This window comes from Plantactinospora mayteni (assembly GCF_016862935.1).
GTDB classification, from domain to species: domain Bacteria; phylum Actinomycetota; class Actinomycetes; order Mycobacteriales; family Micromonosporaceae; genus Plantactinospora; species Plantactinospora mayteni.
This window is the reverse complement of sequence record NZ_BONX01000011.1, coordinates 128,133-147,242: the sequence shown is the minus strand read 5'-3', so window position 1 is coordinate 147,242 and position 19,110 is coordinate 128,133. Positions and strand designations below refer to the sequence as shown.

General features: G+C 73.4%; 14 protein-coding genes. 9 read left to right on the top strand and 5 right to left on the bottom strand.

Annotated features, from left to right (window positions below; translation table 11 throughout):
• Nucleotides 1-15 precede the first annotated feature (15 nt).
• Complete coding sequence (locus Pma05_RS10945) at nt 16-3,324, top strand: NACHT domain-containing protein (protein WP_203857229.1); 3,309 nt, start codon at nt 16-18, stop codon at nt 3,322-3,324.
• A 101-nt stretch (nt 3,325-3,425) separates the two neighbouring features.
• Here Pma05_RS10945 and Pma05_RS10940 read toward each other — a convergent pair whose 3' ends face one another.
• Nucleotides 3,426-4,355, bottom strand: coding sequence for a S66 peptidase family protein (locus Pma05_RS10940; RefSeq protein WP_203857228.1), 930 nt, complete (start codon nt 4,353-4,355; stop codon nt 3,426-3,428).
• Between the two features lie 70 nt (nt 4,356-4,425).
• Here Pma05_RS10940 and Pma05_RS10935 point away from each other — a divergent pair, with 70 nt between their 5' ends.
• The 4 genes from Pma05_RS10935 to Pma05_RS10920 all read left to right on the top strand — a co-directional run bounded on the left by Pma05_RS10935 (nt 4,426) and on the right by Pma05_RS10920 (nt 12,089).
• Complete coding sequence (locus Pma05_RS10935) at nt 4,426-5,241, top strand: type 1 glutamine amidotransferase (RefSeq protein WP_239312161.1); 816 nt, start codon at nt 4,426-4,428, stop codon at nt 5,239-5,241.
• A gap of 89 nt (nt 5,242-5,330) precedes the next feature.
• Nucleotides 5,331-8,516, top strand: coding sequence for a bifunctional [glutamine synthetase] adenylyltransferase/[glutamine synthetase]-adenylyl-L-tyrosine phosphorylase (locus Pma05_RS10930; RefSeq protein WP_203857227.1), 3,186 nt, complete (start codon nt 5,331-5,333; stop codon nt 8,514-8,516).
• Complete coding sequence (locus tag Pma05_RS10925; RefSeq protein WP_203857226.1) at nt 8,509-10,341, top strand: DUF8823 domain-containing protein; 1,833 nt, start codon at nt 8,509-8,511, stop codon at nt 10,339-10,341. The genes Pma05_RS10930 and Pma05_RS10925 overlap by 8 nt, the downstream gene beginning before the upstream one ends.
• 173 nt (nt 10,342-10,514) lie before the next feature.
• Nucleotides 10,515-12,089 carry a pyridoxal phosphate-dependent decarboxylase family protein gene (locus Pma05_RS10920; protein WP_203857225.1) on the top strand — a complete coding sequence of 525 codons (1,575 nt, stop codon included), beginning with the start codon at nt 10,515-10,517 and terminating at the stop codon, nt 12,087-12,089.
• A gap of 37 nt (nt 12,090-12,126) precedes the next feature.
• On the opposite strand, the gene Pma05_RS10915 is transcribed toward Pma05_RS10920, so the two are convergent.
• The 3 genes from Pma05_RS10915 to glnA form a co-directional block, all read right to left on the bottom strand.
• Entirely contained in the window at nt 12,127-13,212 is a 1,086-nt protein-coding gene (locus tag Pma05_RS10915) for a GlsB/YeaQ/YmgE family stress response membrane protein (RefSeq protein WP_203857224.1), read from the bottom strand.
• Between the two features lie 41 nt (nt 13,213-13,253).
• Entirely contained in the window at nt 13,254-13,658 is a 405-nt protein-coding gene (locus Pma05_RS10910) for a PadR family transcriptional regulator (protein ID WP_203857223.1), read from the bottom strand.
• Between the two features lie 272 nt (nt 13,659-13,930).
• On the bottom strand, nt 13,931-15,355 hold the full coding sequence (gene glnA / locus Pma05_RS10905) for a type I glutamate--ammonia ligase (RefSeq protein ID WP_203857222.1): 1,425 nt from the start codon (nt 15,353-15,355) through the stop codon (nt 13,931-13,933).
• A gap of 349 nt (nt 15,356-15,704) precedes the next feature.
• Between glnA and Pma05_RS10900 the strand changes: the two genes are divergently transcribed.
• The 3 genes from Pma05_RS10900 (at nt 15,705) to Pma05_RS10890 (ending at nt 17,620) form a co-directional block, all read left to right on the top strand.
• A complete protein-coding gene (locus tag Pma05_RS10900) occupies nt 15,705-16,139 on the top strand; it encodes an RDD family protein (protein WP_372441452.1) in 435 nt (144 codons plus the stop codon).
• A gap of 189 nt (nt 16,140-16,328) precedes the next feature.
• Nucleotides 16,329-17,396: a LacI family DNA-binding transcriptional regulator gene (locus tag Pma05_RS10895; protein WP_203857221.1), complete on the top strand. Its 1,068-nt coding sequence runs from the start codon at nt 16,329-16,331 to the stop codon at nt 17,394-17,396.
• Nucleotides 17,397-17,398: 2 nt separating this feature from the next.
• The gene (locus Pma05_RS10890; protein WP_239312159.1) at nt 17,399-17,620 is read left to right on the top strand and encodes a hypothetical protein; all 222 of its coding nucleotides are present in this window, start codon (nt 17,399-17,401) and stop codon (nt 17,618-17,620) included.
• A 66-nt stretch (nt 17,621-17,686) separates the two neighbouring features.
• Here Pma05_RS10890 and Pma05_RS10885 read toward each other — a convergent pair whose 3' ends face one another.
• Nucleotides 17,687-18,379: a DUF4191 domain-containing protein gene (locus Pma05_RS10885; RefSeq protein ID WP_203857219.1), complete on the bottom strand. Its 693-nt coding sequence runs from the start codon at nt 18,377-18,379 to the stop codon at nt 17,687-17,689.
• A gap of 315 nt (nt 18,380-18,694) precedes the next feature.
• On the opposite strand from Pma05_RS10885, the gene Pma05_RS10880 reads away from it, so the two are divergent.
• Nucleotides 18,695-18,880, top strand: a complete 186-nt coding sequence (locus Pma05_RS10880; RefSeq protein ID WP_203857218.1) for a hypothetical protein — start codon at nt 18,695-18,697, stop codon at nt 18,878-18,880.
• The last annotated feature ends 230 nt before the right edge of the window (nt 18,881-19,110 follow it).

The window sequence follows — 19,110 nt, the reverse complement described above, 5'->3', positions numbered from 1 at the left end:
GACAGGAGCTGCCGAATGCCCCGGACGCTGAGTTACGCCGACGCCGCCCGGTTGCTCGGTGGCGCGCGCAGCCCGGTGGTGACCGCGCTGGACAAGGTCACCGGGGGTGCGCTGCTCGGCGCGGCGGTGGCGGCGCCGGCCGTACTCTCGCTCTTCGACGCCAAGGCCGAGTTCATCCGGCTCAGCCACGAACTCGTCGGCGGACTCGTCGAGCGACGCTCCGGGCTGTCCCGGTACGGCCGGACGGAGCGGCTCGCCGCGGCACACCGGGTACTCGTGGTCACGGCCTTCTTCGAGGCGTTCGCGGAGGCGGACCTGCCGTTCCGGTTCCAGGATCTGAAACTGACGAAGTGGGAGCAGAAGGCGATCGTCGGGGCGGGCCGGACGGACGAGTCCCTGCTGGGCAGCCTCTTCGCGGACGGGGTGCCGGTGCCCGGACCACACCAGCCGTACGACCTGTTCCAGGCGATGCTCGGTGAGTACTACGCCACGACCGCGGACGGGATGCAGAGGTTCGTCAACGGGCTTGCCGTCTGGGATGGGCTCGTCTGGTCCCAGCGGGGGGCGTTCGAGGAGGCCCTGCGCGCGCTGCCGGGCCGGGCCCAGGAGCGGCACCAGGAACTGTTCGGCCGGCTCGCCGCCGAGTTTCCAGAGGTGTCGTTCTGGGCCGTACTGCGCGAGCACGCCGGCACCCGGGCCGAGGTACGGGAGGTGGCCGCCGCGTTGGCCGACCTGGAACGGCTGCTCACGGAGGCCACCGCCGGGCGGCTGCCGTCCGAGCGGCGCTCCGGGCTGACCCGGGCGTACGCGGCCGAGTTGGCTCGCCCGGTCGTCGAGTCCGGCGACGTGCCGGCCGGCATCCGGGTACCGACCCTCGGTGCGGGTTACGTGCCCCCGCTGTACCGGATCGCCGAACTCGGTCCGGCGGCCCGGCCCAGCGAGGAGTCCTGGTGGGCCGAGCAACCCGTACGGGACGACCTGTCCGAGTTCCTCACCGGATATCTCACCAATCCCCGGGCGGTCGAGGCGCCGTTGCTGGTGCTCGGTCAGCCCGGCTCCGGGAAGTCCGTCCTCACCCGGGTGCTCGCCGCCCGGCTGCCGGCCGCCGACTTCCTGCCGGTCCGGCTGGTGGTCCGGGACATGCCGTCCACGGCCGACCTACAGGACCAGATCGAGTACGCGGTCCGCAAGGCCACCGGCGAGCGGCTGGACTGGCCCGCGCTGGTCCGCTCGGCCGGCGACGCCCTGCCGGTGATCGTGCTCGACGGCTTCGACGAACTGCTCCAGGCGACCGGGGTCGCTCAGACCGACTACCTGGTCAAGGTGGCGGCGTTCCAGCGCCGGGAGGCCGACCAGGACCGGCCGCTGGTGGTCGTGGTGACGAGCCGGACCAGCGTGGCCGATCGGGCCCGTGCGCCCGAGGGGACCGTCGCGCTCCGGCTGGAGCCGTTCGACGAGCCCCGGGTGGCCGTCTGGCTGGCCAACTGGAACAGGGTCAACGCGCAGGAGTTCGCCGCTCGGGGCGTTGCCCCGTTGGACCTGTCGACCGTGCTCGCCCACGGTGAACTGGCCGAGCAGCCGTTGCTGCTGCTGATGCTGGCCCTCTACGACGCGGACGACAACGCCCTGCGCTCGGCGGGCGTGTTGCGGCAGGACGAACTCTACGAGCGGCTGCTGCGCAGGTTCGCCCGCCGTGAGGTGGTCAAGCACCGCCGCGGGCTGCCTGAGCACGATTTGGAGCATGCCGTCGAGGCGGAGTTGCGCCGGCTGTCGGTGGTCGCCTTCGCGATGTTCAACCGGAATGCCCAATGGGTCAGCGAAGCCGAACTGGACAACGATCTGCTGGCCCTCTTCGGCCCCGTTCCCGCACCCGGCGTCGACGCCGAACTGCGGGCTCCGCTTCGGCAGGCCGAGATCGTGATCGGCCGGTTCTTCTTCGTCCACCGGTCGCGTGCGCTCCGCGACGACCAGCAACTGGAGACGTACGAGTTCCTGCACGCCACCTTCGGCGAATTCCTGGTCGCCCGGTTCACCTGGCAGGTGTTGACCGACATCGCGGCCCGGGAGGCAGCCACGATGATGCCGCTGCGGGGCGGGCCGGCCGACGACGACCTGCTGCACGCGCTGCTCTCCTATGCGGCGCTGAGCGGGCGGGCGCCGATCCTGGGCTTCCTCCGTGGCCTCATGTCGACGGCCGCCGCGCAGCGCCGGGAGGCCCTGGTGGACCTGCTGGTCCGGCTGTTCCGGGCCGCCCACCACACCCGGCTGGCCCGGCAGTTCGACTCGTACCAGCCGCGCGGGCTGCCGGTGCCGGCGCGGCATGCCGCGTACAGCGCCAACCTGCTGCTGCTGACCGTCTGCGCTGCCGGCACGTTGCGGGTCAGCCGCCTCTATCCGGACCGGAACGTGGTGCCGGTCTGGCATCGGGAGACCCTGCTCTGGCAGTCGCAGCTCGGCTCCGAGGACTGGAGCAGCCTGGTGGGCGCGCTGGCGCTCGACCGGGTCCGGGCCGGGGACGGCAGCCGGGACATCTCGCTGCACCTGGTGGCCGATCCGGCCGAGGCGGGCGTACCGTCCGTCGATCCGCTCTGGACGTACGACATCGTGCTGCCCGGGGAAGTGGCCTTGGCGACGTTCAACCGGGGCGGACAGTCCTGGGAGCTGGTGGCGCGGCGGGCGTACTTCCGGTGCGGGATCGACGACGACGTGCTGGTGCACGCGCTCGAACCGGCGGCGTCGCTGGGCCACGGGATCAACGGCTTCCTGGTGGGACCCGCCTCGGCGGCCACCTCGCTGGTGTACGAACTCCTGACCTTCCTCGCCGCACCGGTCGCGGTCGGCGAGGCGACGGAGCGCCGGGACTGCTACCTCCGGCTCGCCGGGCTGCTGGACGTGATCGACGAGGAGCATCGGGGCTGGGTATTCGGGCTTCTGCTCGACCGACTGGCCGGTGACGTCGAACTACCGCCGCACCTGGCCGTTAACGTGCTCGAGGAGATGGTGGGTAGGGGCGTACATCGCGAGCACCGCGATCGGCTGCTGCGGTGCGGGCTCACGCTGCTGGCCGGATCCAGGGGAGTCGACCGTCGACTCGGTGGGCTGCTCGCGAAGGCGCTGCGGAAGTACGGCAGCGGCGACGAGAAGCTCGCGGCCGAGGTGCTCGTACGACTCGTCGAAGCGGGGATGACGCGCGAGGTGAGGACCGCGCTGACTCCGCTGGAGACGGCCGGACTCCTCGAGGGCTGGCCGGCGCTGCGCGTTCGGTTCGAACGGGCGCTGAGGTCGGCCACCACCGAGCCGCCCGAGAACGACCCGGTCGAGTAGCCGGCGGCCGTGGCGTAGCCGCCGACCCGACGTCGCCGAGTGACGACGATCTGCGGGCCGGCCCCAGCGGCGTCCCCGGGAGCGCCCGGAGCTGCGGGAGGTCAGCGTACGGCGGGGGAGACCGTCAGGGTGCCGGCGTCCGCGTCCAGCGTTGCCGGTACGCCAACCGGCACGGTCAACTGCCCGACCCCGTGCCCGATCGGCAGCCCGCCGAGCACCGGTACTCCCAGGTCGCCGAGCCGCTCGGCCAGCACCTCGGCCACCCCGACCGCCCAGTCGTCGGCGCAGTTGGTGAACTGCCCGACCGCCACCCCGGCGACCCCGGCCAACACCCCGGACCGGCGCAGGTGGGTGAGCATCCGGTCGACCTTGTACGGCGGCTCCCCGACATCCTCGACCAGCAGGATCGCGCCGGTCAGGTCCGGCATGTCCGGGGTGCCGAGCGACGAGACGATCAGGCAGAGGTTGCCGCCGATCAGCGGGCCGGTGGCGGTGCCCGGGACCAGTACCGCAGCCGTCTCCTCGGTCGGCAGCCGGTGCACCACCACCGGCTCGGGGCACATCAGCGCGGCGCGCAGCGACTCGGCCGAGCCCGGTGGGGTGCGCTCGTCCAGCCAGGCCGCTCCCGGGCCGTGCACGGTGGCCAGCCGGGCGCCGCGCCAGAGCGCGAGCTGCAGCGCCGTGATGTCGGAGAACCCGGCCACCACCTTCGGGTCCCGACGCACCGCCGACATGTCGATCGCGTCGACCACCCGCTGCGCGCCGTAGCCGCCCCGGGTGCAGAGCACGCCGCGTACCGCCGGGTCGGCGAAGGCCGCGTTCAGGTCGGCGGTGCGCAGTGCGTCATCGCCGGCGAGGTAGCCGCGCCGGGCGTACGCGTTCGGGGCGAGGACCGGACGAAGGCCCCAACCGGTGAGCAGTTCCACGCCCCGGGCGACCCGTTCCGGCCGGGTCGGCCCGGACGGCGACACCAGCAGCACCGTGTCGCCGGGCCGCAGTGCCGGGGGTCGTACCGCCTGATCGTCGGACACTCCGCCTCCTCGTTCCACTCGGCCCCGAGCCTATCGGTGGGCGTCGGGCACACCGGATAGCCTCGACACCGTGGCAACCGAGACCGGAACCGAGAGCGACACCGGCAGCGCGGGCGGCGCCGCGACCGCACTGGTGATCGAGAACGACCCGACGGACGACGCCCGGCGGCTGGGGGAGTGGCTCGCCGAGGCCGGACTCGACCTGGCGGTGCTCCGGCCGTACGCCGGGGACGCGCTGCCCGACGACCTCACCGGGTACGCCGCGCTCGTGGTGCTCGGCGGCTACCAGCATCCGTACCCGGCACCCGACGGTACCCCCGGGGCACCCTGGTTCGCGGCGCTGGAGGGGCTGCTCCGCAAGGCGGTCCGGCACCGGGTGCCGACCCTGGCGATCTGCCTCGGCGCCCAACTGCTGGCCACCGCGCACGCCGGGACGGTCGAGCGGAGCGCGGCCGGGCCGGAGATCGGCCCCAGCGTGGTCGGCAAGCGGGACGCCGCCGACACCGACCCGCTGTTCCGGTACGTGCCGATGATCCCGGACGTGCTCCAGTGGCACGTCGACGAGATCACCGAGTTGCCGCAGGGCGCGACCCTGCTGGCCGCCTCGACCCGCTATCCGCACCAGGCGTTCCGGCTCGGCGACCGGGCCTGGGGCCTCCAGTTCCACATCGAGTGCGACGCCGCGATGATCGCCGACTGGGCGACCGACTCGGCGACGCTGACCGATCTGGACTACGACCCGGAGCTGGTGGTGGCGGCCTGCGCCGAGGTACTTGCCGACGTCGAAGAGGTCTGGCAGCCGTTCGCGGCCCGGTTCGCGGCTCTGGCCCAGGGCCGGCTCGACGACATCCCGCCCCGACCGACGCTGCCCCTGCTCGGACACTAGGGCCGGCACGGATGACGGAGACCGGGAGTCGCAGTCGATGACGGAGAGCGGGAGCTGCCGCCGATGAGAGACACCGGGGGCCGCCGCCGATGAGCAGACCGACCAGCGCACCCGGCCGGCTCGCCCGGTACGGCTTCGGCGTCGGCGACGGCGAGCGGGCCGGCGGCAACGGGGTGGGCCGGGCCGCCGACCTGCTCGGGCCGGACGGGCTCGGGCTCTGGGACACCGACACCCAGGAGCCGGTCGACGAGCCGGCCGGCGAACTGCTCACCGCGCTATCCCGGGCCGCCGATCCGGACCTGGCGCTGCGCCAACTGCACCGGATCGTCGAGGCGGAACGCCGCTCAGCCACCCCGGCCGGCTCGTCGGCAGCCCTGGCCGGCTCGACGGCAGCGGTGGATGCCGTGCCGGCGACGGGCGACGGTGGGGAGGCCGACGACGGCGGGGAGACGCTGCTCGCCGCCCTGCACGCCGATCCGGGGCTGCGTCGGCGGATGATCGCCGTCCTGGGCGCTTCGTCGGCGCTCGGCGACCACTTGGTGGCCAACCCGGAGCAGTGGCGGGCGCTGCGTACCGGGGTCGACGGGCTGCCGCCGAACGCCGAAGGGCTGCTGCACCCGGACTCCACCGGACCGGAGGCCGGCTTCGGCTCGCCGTCGGTGGTGGCGGCGCTGCGCCAGGCGTACCGGCTGGCCCTGCTGCGGATCGCGGCGGCCGACCTGACCGGCGGGCGCGGCCTGGAGCAGACCATGGCGGCGCTCTCCGCGCTGGCCGACGCCACCCTGGCCGACGCGTACGCCATCGCGGTCGGCGAGTTGCCCGAGGGGACCCCGGAACCCCGGCTGGCGGTGGTGGCGATGGGCAAGTGCGGCGGCAACGAGCTGAACTACGTCTCCGACGTCGACGTCATCTTCGTGGCCGCCACCGACGAGGACCTGCCGGCGGCAACCCAGGTGGCGACCCGGCTGATCCATATCTGTGGACTGGTGGCCTGGCCGGTGGACGCGGCGCTGCGGCCGGAGGGCAACCGGGGGCCGCTGGTGCGTACCCTCGCCAGCCACCTCGCCTACTACCGCCGCTGGGCCCGGACCTGGGAGTTCCAGGCGCTGCTCAAGGCCCGCCCGGCGACCGGAGACGGCGCGCTGGCCCAGGAGTGGATCGACGCGCTCGCCCCGCTGGTGTGGCGGGCGGCCGAACGGCCGGAGGCGGTCGAGGACGTCCGGGCGATGCGCCGGAAGATCATCGACAACGTACCGCCGCGCGAGCTGGAGCGGGAGATCAAGCGAGGGCCGGGCGGGCTGCGGGACATCGAGTTCGCGGTGCAGCTCCTCCAACTCGTGCACGGCCGGGTCGACGAGTCGCTTCGGGCCCGGGGCACCATCCCGGCGCTGCGTGCCCTGGTCGCCGGCGGCTACGTCGGGCGGGCGGACGGCGAGGCGCTGCTGCGCGGGTACCGCTTCCTGCGGGGTGTCGAGCACCGGCTCCAGTTGCAGGGGCTCCGGCGTACCCACACCGTGCCGGCGGAGCGGTCGGTGCTGCGCTGGCTGGCCCACGCGCTCGGCTACACCGCGCTGCCCGGCCGGGACGCCGTCGAGTCGTTCCGGGCCGACTGGGTCGGCCACGCCACCGAGGTACGCCGGCTGCACGCCAAACTGCTCTACCGCCCGCTGCTGGAGGCGGTTGCCCGGGTACCGGCCGACGGGCTGCGGCTGACCCCGGAGGCGGCCCGGAACCGGCTGGAGATCCTCGGCTTCGCCGACCCGAGCCGGGCGCTGCGGCACCTGGAGGCGCTGACCGGCGGGGTGACCCGGACGTCGGCGATCCAGCGCACCCTGCTGCCGGTACTGCTCCAGGAGTTCGCCGACGCGCCCGAGCCGGACCGGGGGCTGCTCAACTACCGGCAGGTCTCCGACAAGCTCGGCGGCACCCCGTGGTATCTGCGGCTGCTCCGCGACGAGGGGCCGGTGGCCCGCCGGCTGGCCCGTACCCTGGCAGTCTCCCGCTATGTCGCGGACCTGCTGGCCCGGGATCCGGAGGCGCTCCGGCTGCTCGCCGACGACGCCGAGCTGACCCCCCGGGACACCGAGGTACTCCGGGACGGGTTCGTGGCCGCCGCCGACCGCTATCTCGTCGGCCGGGGGCCGCGGCCGGCCGACCCGACCGAGGCGATCCGGTCGGTCCGGGCGCTGCGCGGCCGGGAACTGGTCCGGATCGCCTGCGCCGACGTGCTCTACCGGGCGGGCTCGCTGGCCCCGGCCGGCCCGACCGGGATGGCCGCGACCGTCGCGCCGGAGGCGGCCCCGGCCGGCGTGATCGGCGACTCCGACGTGCACACCGTCGGCGCGGCGCTCTCCGCCGTCACCGACGCCACCCTGGGGGCGGCGCTGCGGGTGGCCCGGGCGACCCAGCCGGCAATGCCCGGACTGCGGTTCGCGGTGATCGGCGTGGGCCGGCTCGGCGGGTACGAGATGAACTACCTCTCCGACGCCGACGTGCTCTTCGTCTACGACCCGCCGACCGGGGTGGCCGAGGACGCGGCCAGCGCGGCGGCCCGGGCGATCGCCGAGGAGCTGCGCCGGCTGCTCGGCATGCCGGCCGCCGACCCACCGCTCGGGGTCGACGCCGACCTGCGCCCGGAGGGCCGGCAGGGGCCGCTGGTCCGCAGCCTCGGCGCGTACGCGCAGTACTATGCCCGCTGGTCGAAGGTCTGGGAGGCGCAGGCACTGCTGCGGGCCCGGTACGTCTGCGGCGACGCCGACCTCGGGCGCGAGTTCGAGGCGGTCGCCGATCCGGTGCGCTACCCGGAGCAGGGGCTGAGCCGGGAACAGGTGGTGGAGATCCGCCGGATCAAGGCCCGGGTGGAGACCGAACGGCTGCCCCGGGGTGCCGATCCGGCCACGCACACCAAACTGGGCCGGGGCGGGCTGGCCGACGTGGAGTGGGCGGTGCAGCTCACCCAGCTCCGGCACGCCGGCCGGCTTCCCGAGCTGCGCTGCACGCGTACCCTCGACGCGCTGGCCGCCGCCGGGGAGGCCGGGCTGATCGACGGCGCCGACGCCGCCGCGATGGCCGCCGGGTGGAGCATGGCCGCCCAGGTGCGCAACGCGTTGATGCTGGTACGCGGCCGGGCCGGCGACCAGTTGCCCCGGCACGGCGTGGAACTGGCCGGCGTGGTACGCCTGCTCGGCGGCCACGACCCGGGCGAGTTCCTGGACCAGTACCTGCGGACGGCGCGGCGGTCCCGGGCGGCGGCGGAGCGCGTGCTGAATGCCTGACCGGCGTCGGGTCACCCGGGTACTGTCCGGCGCGATCGGCCCGGCCGGCGTGCTGGCGGTCGCGTTCCTGCTCGCCCCGCCGCTCGGCACCGACCTCTCCGCGCAGGTCGCCCGGGCCAACTTCTTCGACCGGCACGGCTTCGCCCCACTGGACCTCGGCTGGTACGCGGGCATCTCCCCGTACGGCTACAGCCTCTTCACCCCGCCGCTGATGCACTGGCTCGGCGCCGACGCGCTCGGCCCTCGGCTGGCCGGTGTGCTCGCGCTGCTCGGCTCGGCGGCGGCACTGGCGCTGCTGATGGTACGGACCGGTGCCCGCCGGCCGCTGCTCGGCGGGCTGGTCGGCGCCGCCTGCATCGCCGGCAACCTCGTCTCCGGCCGGATCACCTACGCGATCGGGGTCGCATTCGGACTGCTCGCCCTGCTGCTCCTGACCAGCCTGGTCCGGCCTGGGCTGCGCTGGCTGGCGGCCGGGAGCGCGGCCGTGCTGGCCGGCGCGGCGAGCCCGGTGGCCGGACTCTTCGTCGGGCTCGCCGGCGTCGCCCTGGTGGTGGCGGCCCGCTCTCCGGCGGCACCGGAGCGGGGCGGTGTCCTCCCGGCGGTGCCTGAGCAGGAGGGTGTCCGGCCGGCGGCACCGGAGCGGGATGGCGTTCTCCCGGTGGTGCCGGAGCCGGGCGGGGTGCGGGGTGCGGAGGGCGTGGGCGAGCGGCTGTGGCGGCCGGGGACGGTCGACGGGGCGGTGCTGGCGGTGGGCGCCGGGGTGCCGGTGGCCGGGCTGGGGCTGGTGTTCGGGGCGGGTGGCTGGATGAACATCAGCCTCACCGACACGCTGACGGCGGCGCTGGCGAGTGTGCTGGTCGCTCTGCTGGTGCCGGGGCGCGTGCTGCGGATCGGTGCCGTGCTGGCCACCCTCGGGGTGCTGGCGGCGTTCGCGGTCCGGACACCGGTCGGGTTGAACGCCACCCGGCTGGCCGTGATGTTCGCGCTGCCGGTGCTGGCGGGCTACGGGGCACTGCCGGCCGGACTCGCCCGGCGCTGGTCCCGCCGGGCGGGTGGATTCGCGCTGGCGACGGTGGTGGCGCTGGTCGCCGTCGTGGAACCGCCGGTGTCGGTGGCGGACCTGCGGGCGGCCGGGGACCCGACGGCCTCCCGGAGCTACTTCCAGCCGCTGCTGACCGAGCTGACCCACCGGCCACCCGGCCGGATCGAGGTGGTGCCGACGGCGAACTACTGGGAGGCGGCGTACGTGCCGGAGGCCGCGCCGCTGGCCCGGGGTTGGCTGCGCCAGGCCGACCAGGCACACAACCGGCTCTTCCTGGACGGCAGCGTCGACGCGGAGTCGTACGGCCACTGGTTGCGGGAGAACGGCGTGCGATACGTCGCGCTGGCCGGGGCGGAGCCGTCCTGGGTCGGCCGGCGGGAGGCGGAACTGATCCGGGGCGGGTTGACGTACCTGACACCCATCTGGCAGCACCCGGACTGGACCCTGTATTCGGTGACCGGCTCGCCGTCCATAGTGGAGGCGATCGGGTCGGGGCAGCCGCCGGGTGGGGGCGATCCGCCGGACGGTGCCGAGGGGCCGGCGCCCGGGACTCCGGGTGTGGAACTGGTGCGGGCGACCTCGGCGGAGTTGACGGTCGACGTACCGGCCGCCGGGGAGACCCTGGTCCGGCTCCGCTGGTCGAGGTGGCTCCGGGTCGAGGGTGGCGCCGGCACCTGCCTGGCTCCGTACGCCGACTGGACCGTGCTCAGGGCACCGCAGCCGGGCCGGTACCGGATCACCTCCAGCCTGACCGACGCGGGCCCGGTCTGCGCCGCCGACTGATCGAGTCGCGGCGTACCCGGAGATGCCGGCGTAGCGGCCGGGGCGCGACCACTGCGGGGCGATTGGCCCTGCCACCGCCGGACCTGATGGTGGCAGGGTGGGACCGGTCCCGGGCGGCGTCCCGGGGGACGGCGCGCCGGAGGACAGGCGTGCCCGGAGCGGAGGAGGAGCGCGTGGGCGACCCGTTGCACGATCGGGACTCTGCGGCGGCGGTGCTGCGCCAGGTGTACGCGGCGGCCGGTCCCTACCTGGATTCGCTCGCCGACCGTCCGGTGCACGACGCGGCCACCGAGGCGCTGCTGGCCGAGCTTTCCAAACTGGGCGCGCCCGACCAGCCGACCGCCGACGGTGGGCTCCCTGGAGGTACGACGCCCGGCGGCGGGCCGGGTGACGGCGGCCCGGCCGACGGTGCGGGCCTGGAAGGTGGGCTGCCGGAGCGGGGCGTCGGATCGGTGGCGGCCGTGGACCGGCTGCTCCGGATCGGCACCACCGCCGCGACCCACTCCAGCGGGCCACGCTTTTTCCACTTCGTCATCGGCGGCGCGACCCCGGCCGCGCTCGCCGGTGACTGGACCGCCGCGCTGCTGGACCAGAACGCCGCCTTCCGGGCCTCCTCGCCGCTCGCCGCCGAGCTGGAGGCGGTCGCGCTGCGCTGGCTGCGCGAGCTGTTCGGGCTCCCCGACCGGTACGGCGGGGCGCTCGTCGCCAGCGCCACCTTCGCGAACTTCACCTCGCTGGCCGTCGCCACGCACTGGTGGGCCGAGCAGCACGGCGTGGACGTGGCGGCGGACGGGCTGGTCACGCTGCCCCGGATGCCGGTGCTCTCCGGCGGGTACGTGCATGCCAGCGCCCGCAAGGCGTTGCAGATGCTCGGCCACGGCCGGGACACCGTCGAGGTGTACGCCCGGGACCGGGTGGGCCGGGTCGACCTGCCGGCGATCGAGCGGCGCCTCGCCGAGCTGGACGGGCCGGCGGTGCTGATCGCCAACGCCGGTGAGGTGAACGCGGGCGACTTCGACCCGATCGAGGCGCTCGCCGACCTCGCCGAGCGGTACGGCGCCTGGCTGCACGTGGACGCCGCGTTCGGGATCTTCGCCGCGCTCTCGCCCCGGACCGCCGGGCTGCTACGCGGGATCGAGCGGGCCGACTCGATCGCCTGTGACGGGCACAAGTGGCTCAACGTGCCGTACGAGAGCGGGTTCGCGTTCCTCCGCGAGCCGGCCCGGCTGCCGGTCGCGTTCGGGATGCCCGGCACGGCGTACCTGCCGGGGCCGGGGAGTCCACTGTGGTCGGGACAACCGGGGCCGGTCGACTACGCCCTGTACGGGCCGGAGTCGTCCCGCCGGGCGCGGTCGATGCCGATCTGGGCGACGCTGGCCGCGTACGGGCGGGAGGGCCACCGGGCGATGGTGGAGCGGCAGCTCGACCTGGCCCAGCGTCTCGCCCGGCTGGTGGACGAGGCGCCCGACCTGGAGCGGCTGGCCGAGGTACCGCTCTGCATCGTCTGCTTCCGGGCCGCTCCCGGGCACGTACCGCCGGACGAACTCGACGACCTCAACCGGCGGCTCGGTGCGGCCCTGCTCGATGACGGCAGGGTCTTCGTCGGCACCACCGTCTACGACGGCCGGGTCGCACTCCGCCCGGCGATCGTGAACTGGCGGACCACCGAGGCGGAGATCGACCTGCTGGTCGAGGTGGTACGCGAACTCCTCGCCCAGCTCGCCCCGGCACCCCGCCCCGGCGGGTGATGAGGCAGGCCAGCAGTGGCGAGGGCCGCCGGGCTGATCAGGGCGCTGTCCGGCCTCTCCCGGCGTCGGCCCGCTGTGCGACAGCGGAGACGTGTCCGCAGGTCGGGCACGGGTTGCCGGACGAGCGTGCCCGGATCGCCCGGTACCGGGCGCCGTGCCAGGCGACCACGACCAAGAGCAGGCCCGCGCCGACCAGCGGGAGCACGACGGCGGTGGCGGCGAGTTCGTGCCAGGTCGAGGCGCCGCCCCAGTACCAGTCGGCGATCGGTCGGATCCCGAGCAGACCGGCCGGGGTCACCAGCAGTACGACCGACCACAGTGCACTGCTGTCACCGGTGACCGCGCGCACGAGACCGAGGGTCAGAGTCAGCCCGACCAATCCCACCCCCGCCATTCCCAGGACCTCGATCGTGGAGCCGTAGCTGGTGAACCAGTTCCCGCCGCCCTCGGCGACCTCGAAGAGCGCGGCCACGGCCGTGCCGGTGAGCGCCCCGAGCAACGGTGGGATCCGGCCAGCCCAGCCAGGACGGGTGGGCAGCGCCAGCGCCGTCAGGCCGAACGCCAACACCGGGACGAGCACGTAGAGCGGGGGCCGGGCCAGCCCGGACAGCGGTGCAGCCGGGATCACCATCAGCGTCAGCAGGATCGCGGCGGCGACGCTCCGGCGTGCCCAGTGTGCCGGCAGTACCGTCGTGGCGAGCGCGGCCAACAGCCAGCCGACCCAGAGGAACACGCCGAGGGTCTGCGCCGGGCCGACCTGCGCCGGCAGCACGTCGGCCGGCAGTTTTGTGAACTCGACCTGGATGAGCAGGAACGCCGCGAGCGCCGCCAGCGTGCTCACCGCGATTGTCGCGGCGATCGGCAGGCCGGCGGCGAGCCCGAGCGCGCCCTGCTCGCGCAGCCGTTGCCGCAGCCCGCCACGTAGCACGTCGACGGCGTCGTGCCGGGAGGGCCAGCGCCGATCCTGTTCCACCAGATCGAGGTACGTCCCGACCAGTTCGTCGCCCCGGCTCGACCGGTAGCGATTCGGGTACGCGTACAGCAGTCGCCGGTACCGCCGCTCCAGCGGACCCACCTCGGCGGTCGGACTGCCCTGGCCGGTTCCGTCGGGTTGTTCGGTCATGCCGGGCTGCTCGCCCGTTTCGCCTCGGCGAGCTTCGTCAGTCATGCCGGGCCTCCCGCGAGCCGGACGGCGGGGCGGACTGCCGGCGCCGGACGGGCGGCTGAGCCCTCCGACGCTCGGGCGGTACGGGCTCGCAGGCGTTGGCTGGCCGCCTCGACGTTGCGGCGCAGTCGCTCGGTCTCGGCGGCAAGCACGCTGCCGCCGGTGTCGGTGAGCCGGTAGTAGCGGCGGAGTCGCCCGCCGACGATCTCCTCCCGGTCCGGCTCGACCAGGCCCTCGTCGGTGAGCCGGTCGAGTGCGCCGTAGAGGGTGCCGGGCCGTAGCGTCAGCCGGCCGTCGGAGAGTGCGGCGACCTCGGTGACGATGCCGTAGCCGTGCATCGGCTCCCGGGCGAGGGCGGTAAGGATCAGGAACGTGGGTTCCCGCAGCGGAACGGGTGTGGTCATGCGGCGAGTATATCGGTGACCAAGCTATAACGGTGACAAAGTTATCGAAGGATCGTGTCCGGCCGGGCTGGTACCGACCCATCCACTGTGTCCGGCACTCCGCCGCCCCCGGCGATCGCGTCGATCAAGGTGATCTGAACCCGGCCCTGGATACAGTGCGGCGCGCCGCCGACCGAGCCCCTGGTGGGGTTGGTCGACGGCGCGCCCGACGTGCCTGTGTCGCCTGTGCCTGGGGCCGTGCGGGTGGCACGACTCCGAGCCGGCGGTTGGTCCTAGACGTCGAAGTACATCGCGAACTCGTGCGGGGTCGGCCGCAGCCGGACCGGGTCGACCTCGTTCGTGCGCTTCCACTCGACCCAGGTGGAGATCAGGTCGGGGGTGAAGACGCCGCCTTCGAGCAGGAAGTCGTGGTCGGCCTCCAGCGAGTCGAGCACCTCGGACAGCGAGCCGGGCACCTGCTTGACCGAGCCCCACTCCTCCGGCGGGAGGTCGTAGAGGTCCTTGTCGATCGGCTCCGGCGGCTCGATCTTGCTCTTGATGCCGTCCAGACCGGCCATCATCATCGCGGAGAACGCCAGGTAGACGTTGGCCGACGGGTCCGGCACCCGGAACTCGACCCGCTTCGCCTTGGCGTTGCTGCCGGTGACCGGGATACGCGTGCAGGCGGACCGGTTCCGCTGCGAGTAGACCAGGTTGACCGGGGCCTCGAAGCCCGGCACCAGTCGGCGGTACGAGTTGACCGTCGGGTTGGTGAACGCCAGCAGCGACGGCGCGTGGTGCAGCAGACCGCCGATGTACCAGCGGGCGGTGTCGGAGAGCCCGGCGTAGCCGGTCTCGTCGTAGAACAGCGGCTCGCCGTTCAGCCAGAGGCTCTGGTGGGTGTGCATGCCGGAGCCGTTGTCGCCGAAGAGCGGCTTGGGCATGAAGGTCGCGGTCTTGCCGTTCGCCCAGGCGGTGTTCTTCACGATGTACTTGAAGAGCTGGAGCTGGTCGCCCGCGTGCAGCAAAGTAGAGAACTTGTAGTTGATCTCGGCCTGGCCGGCGGTGCCCACCTCGTGGTGCGAGCGCTCGACGGTGAAGCCGGCGCCGAGCAGCCGCTGGACGATCTGGTCGCGCAGGTCGGCGTAGTGGTCGACCGGCGGGACCGGGAAGTAGCCACCCTTGTACGGGGTCTTGTAACCGCGGTTGCCGCCCTCTTCCTCGCGGCCGGTGTTCCAGGCACCCTCGATCGAGTCGATGTAGTAGAACGCCTGGTGTGCCGAGGTCTCGTGCCGGACGGAGTCGAAGATGTAGAACTCGGCCTCCGGGCCGAAGTATGCCGTGTCGGCGATGCCGCTGGCGGCGAGGTATGCCTCCGCCTTCTTCGCCACGTTCCGCGGGTCCCGGGAGTATGCCTCGCGGGTGAACGGGTCGTGGATGAAGAAGTTCAGTGCCAGTGTCTTCTGTGCCCGGAAGGGGTCGATGAAGGCGCTGGCGACGTCGGGGAGCAGCAGCATGTCCGACTCGTGGATCGCCTGGAAGCCACGGATCGACGATCCGTCGAAGGCGAGGCCGTCGGTGAAGACCGATTCGTCGAACGACTCGACCGGCAGGTTGAAGTGCTGCATCACGCCGGGCAGGTCACAAAAACGAACATCGACGAACCTTACGTCCTCGTTCTTGAGGTATCGCAGGAGTTCCTCGGGGTTGGCGAACACACGTCCTCCTGGCACGTCCACTGATGGCTAGGCTGGTGGCGACGCTATGGCCATGCGATTGCCCGAGCATGTCTCTGATGTTTCTGCCGTGTTACGTCGTCTGCGGAGCGTGATCCCCGCAGGTGGTCGGCTCGGGTCTACTCCGGGATGATACTCCGGTTTGGTCGGTTAGCCGAGTTTGCCGCGTTTCGATCTTCTTTCGCGTGCCGTCGTACGGCTCGCAGGGGTGCCGGCGAGACATGGCGGCGAGGCGGGCGAGGCGTCGCCGGTCGGCGTCCGGAGTGACCGGCGTCCCGGTCGGCGGAGCCGGCCAGGACGCGATCGCCGTCGGCGGATACCCTGGTCGACTGTGGCAGCACAGCAGAACGGCGCCGCTCCGCCCGTACCGGCGGCCGACCCGACCAGCCCGCCGCCGAGTCTGGCGCGCCGGTTCGGTGCGCTGAGCATCGACTGGATCCTCTGCCTGCTGGCCACCAACCTCTATGCCGACCCGATCGCCGACAGTTGGGCGCCGGTCCTCACGCTGATCGTCGTGTACGGCTTCTTCATCGGCCTCTTCGCGCAGACCCCCGGCATGTGGGTGTGCCGACTGAGCTGTGTCGGATACGCCGACGGCGGCCGGATCGGCGTCCTTCGCGCGCTGCTCCGGGGTGCCCTGCTCGGGCTGGTGATCCCGGCACTGATCATGGACGACCGCAACCGTGGCCTGCACGACCGGGCCGCCGGCTCGATCGTGGTGTCGGTGCCGTCGACCCGCCCCGCCGGCTCCGAATCGCCCCGCTGAGGGCTCACCCGCCCCGCTGAAGGCTCCGAACCGCCCCGCTGAGGGCTCCGAACCGCCCCGCTGAGGGTGTCCCCGGCGCACGCGCCCGGATCCCGCTGACCCTCGCCCGGATTCCCCTGGCGCATCGCGCTGGACCGGCGTACTGTATCGATCCAGAAGGGCTACTGGATCGATACAGAAGGCGGATCGGTGAAGCCGACATTGCAGACCGTGGCCGACGCCGTGGGCGTGTCCCGCAGCACGGTCTCCAACGCGTACAGCCGGCCGGACCAGTTGTCACCGGCGTTGCGGGAGAAGATCCACGAGGCGGCCCGCCGGTTGGGCTACCCGGGACCGGACCCGACCGCGCGGTCGCTGCGACGGGGCCGGGTGGGTGCGATCGGCGTGCTCTTCACCTCGGCGCTCTCCTACGCCTTCACCGACCCGTACGCGGTGCAGTTCCTCCGGGGCATCGCCGAGACCGCCGAGCGGCACGGCAGCGGTCTGCTACTGGTCCCGCTCTCCGAGTCGGAGGAGGAGGCCGGCATCCAGGCGGTCCGGAACGCGGCGGTCGACGGTTTCTGCGTCTACTGCGTACCGGCCTGGCACGGGGCGCTGGACGTGACCCGGTCCCGTGGCCTGCCGACGGTCGCCGCCGAACGGCCCGCCGAGGTGGGACCGGAGACCATGTACGTGGGGATCGACGAGGTCGCCGCCGCCCGTACCGTCGGCGGTCACCTTGCCCGGCTGGGGCACCGCCGGGTCGCGGTGGTCTCCGACTTCCTGGTCGCCCAGCGCCGGACCGGTCCGGTCAGCGTCGCCGACCCGGCCGAGATCCGCTACGACGTCACCCGCGAGCGGCTGCGCGGCTTCGCCGAGGGGCTGGCCGAGGGCGGTGTCGGCTGGAGCGACCTGCTGCTGTGCAACGCGGGTACGAACAGCCGGGCCGAGGGGGCGCGCGCGGCGGAGTACGCGCTGGATCGCGTGGACCGGCCCACGGCGGTGCTGGCCGTGACCGACCTGCTGGCGCTCGGGGTGCTCGACGCGCTCGCCGCCCGGGGCCTGCGACCCGGCCGGGACGTCTCGGTCACCGGCTTCGACGACATCCCGGAGGCCACCGCCGCCGGGCTCACCACGATCCGGCAACCGGCGGTGGAGAAGGGCGCGATCGCCGGCCGGCTGCTGTTGGAGCCACCCGAGGACCCCGCCGCCCGTCAGGTGCTACTCCCCACCGACCTGGTCGTCCGCGCCTCGACCGGTCCCGTCGAAAGGAAGTGACCATGGATCTCGTGGGTTACCACCTCGCGCTGGGTGCGACCGAGCGGCACGTCCGGTCCGCCCGCCCACACGCACCGGTCCGGCCGGACCGGGAGTCGATTCCGGGCGCCGGGCCGGGCCGGCTCCGGCGGAGCACCGCGGCGATGCTGCGGCAGGCCGCGGACCGGCTCGCCCCGGCCCCGCCGGTGTTGCCGTCCTCGACCACCCGGACCTGCACCTCGTGACCCGGACCTGCACGTCGTGACTTAGGACTGCACCTCGTGGCTTAGGACGACACCTCGTGACGCGGACTACCGGCCGCGCATCTGCCGGAAGGCCCCCTTGGGCGGGCGCATGTTCTTCGGAATCGCGCCCTTCGGCAGCTGCGGCCGGGCCGCGGAGAGCGCCTTGAGCCGCTTGTCCAGGGCGTTCACGTCCTTGCCCTTGAGGTTCGGCGGCAGCCGCAGCAGAGTCGTACGCAGCTTGCGGATCGACAGTTCGTCGTCGCCCTGGCCGATCAGGTAGTCGTAGAGCGGGGCGGTGCCGATCACCTTGGCGAGCCGCCGCTTCTCCTGGCCGAGCAGGCTGCGGGTCCGCTGCGGGTTCCCCTCGCCGAGCAGGATCACCCCGGGCTTGCCGACGACCAGGTGCACCATGTCCATCTGGGTGGTGGAGCTGACCGCCGGGGTGACCCGCCAGTCACCCCGCATGCTCTCCAGGATCGAGGCCGCCGCACCCGGCTGCCCCTCGGCCGCGTTCATCATCGCCCGGTTGGAACGCAGGTTGAGCACGATCAGCAGGCCGAGCAGGGCGAGCAGGATGCCGATCGGCAGCCAGAGCCAGCCCCAGCGCAGGACCGCGACCACGGTGAGCGCGATCGGGACCAGTACCGCGACGACGGCGAGCGGCACGAACCACTTGTCGCGTTTGGCGGTGAACGAGAACACCATCCCGATCTGCTTCAGCCGCTGGCCGAACGACACCTTCTCCTGCGCCTTTGCCATGCAACGGAGTCTAGTGGGCCGGCCCCGCCCGCCAGATCCCCGGCCGGCGCCGCATGGTCGATCGCCGGCCGGGGGCGCCCGCCCCATCCCCCCGGCTGAGGCCGCCCGCCCGATCCTCGGCTGGGGCCGCCGGCCCGATCCCCAGCAGAAGCCCGGGTGGGCGGGTAAGGACCTTACCGGGGTAGGACCCCCGGGGAGGACGGAACTAAGGAGGCCGGGCGGGCGGAGATGAGGCGGCGCACCAATGTGCCCGGGGTGCCTTCCGACGAAGAGTGGACATCAGCAACGAGAACCGGATCGAAATGGAGCTCAGTGATGTTCAGCACCGACGCGCACTTCCTGCTCGCCCTGCACCGTGACCACGCCGACGAACTCCGGGCCGAGGCCGACTCGGCACGGCTGGCCCGCTCGGTGAGCCGCGGTTCCCGCCGGAACCGGACCCGGGCCGCGTGGGGACGGCGGCACGACTCCGCCGCCTCCGGCGTTCGGGCCGCCAAGTGAGCCGGGGCACGACCCTCGCCACCCCGCGACCCGACCGGGTCGACGGGCGGCCCGCAGCCCCGACCACCGGCGTCACCGGCACCCCGACGGGCGGCCCCGACCCGACGACCGGCGGCGGCGTCGGGCCCACCGGGCCGCCCGGGCGGCCGGCAGCACCACCCGCCGGCCGCCCCGGGCCGCCGGTCGGCGGTGGGGCGGGAGTTCGGATCTTCGAGGATCCCGCCCGACGT

Coding starts and splice junctions, on each gene's coding strand:
- Pma05_RS10945 (WP_203857229.1), top strand. CDS start 16: ATGCCCCGGACGCTGAGTTACGCCGACGCCGCCCGGTTGCTCGGTGGC.
- Pma05_RS10930 (WP_203857227.1), top strand. CDS start 5,331: ATGAGCAGACCGACCAGCGCACCCGGCCGGCTCGCCCGGTACGGCTTC.
- Pma05_RS10910 (WP_203857223.1), bottom strand. CDS start 13,658: ATGACCACACCCGTTCCGCTGCGGGAACCCACGTTCCTGATCCTTACC.
- Pma05_RS10915 (WP_203857224.1), bottom strand. CDS start 13,212: ATGACCGAACAACCCGACGGAACCGGCCAGGGCAGTCCGACCGCCGAG.
- Pma05_RS10880 (WP_203857218.1), top strand. CDS start 18,695: ATGTTCAGCACCGACGCGCACTTCCTGCTCGCCCTGCACCGTGACCAC.
- Pma05_RS10885 (WP_203857219.1), bottom strand. CDS start 18,379: ATGGCAAAGGCGCAGGAGAAGGTGTCGTTCGGCCAGCGGCTGAAGCAG.
- Pma05_RS10925 (WP_203857226.1), top strand. CDS start 8,509: ATGCCTGACCGGCGTCGGGTCACCCGGGTACTGTCCGGCGCGATCGGC.
- Pma05_RS10890 (WP_239312159.1), top strand. CDS start 17,399: ATGGATCTCGTGGGTTACCACCTCGCGCTGGGTGCGACCGAGCGGCAC.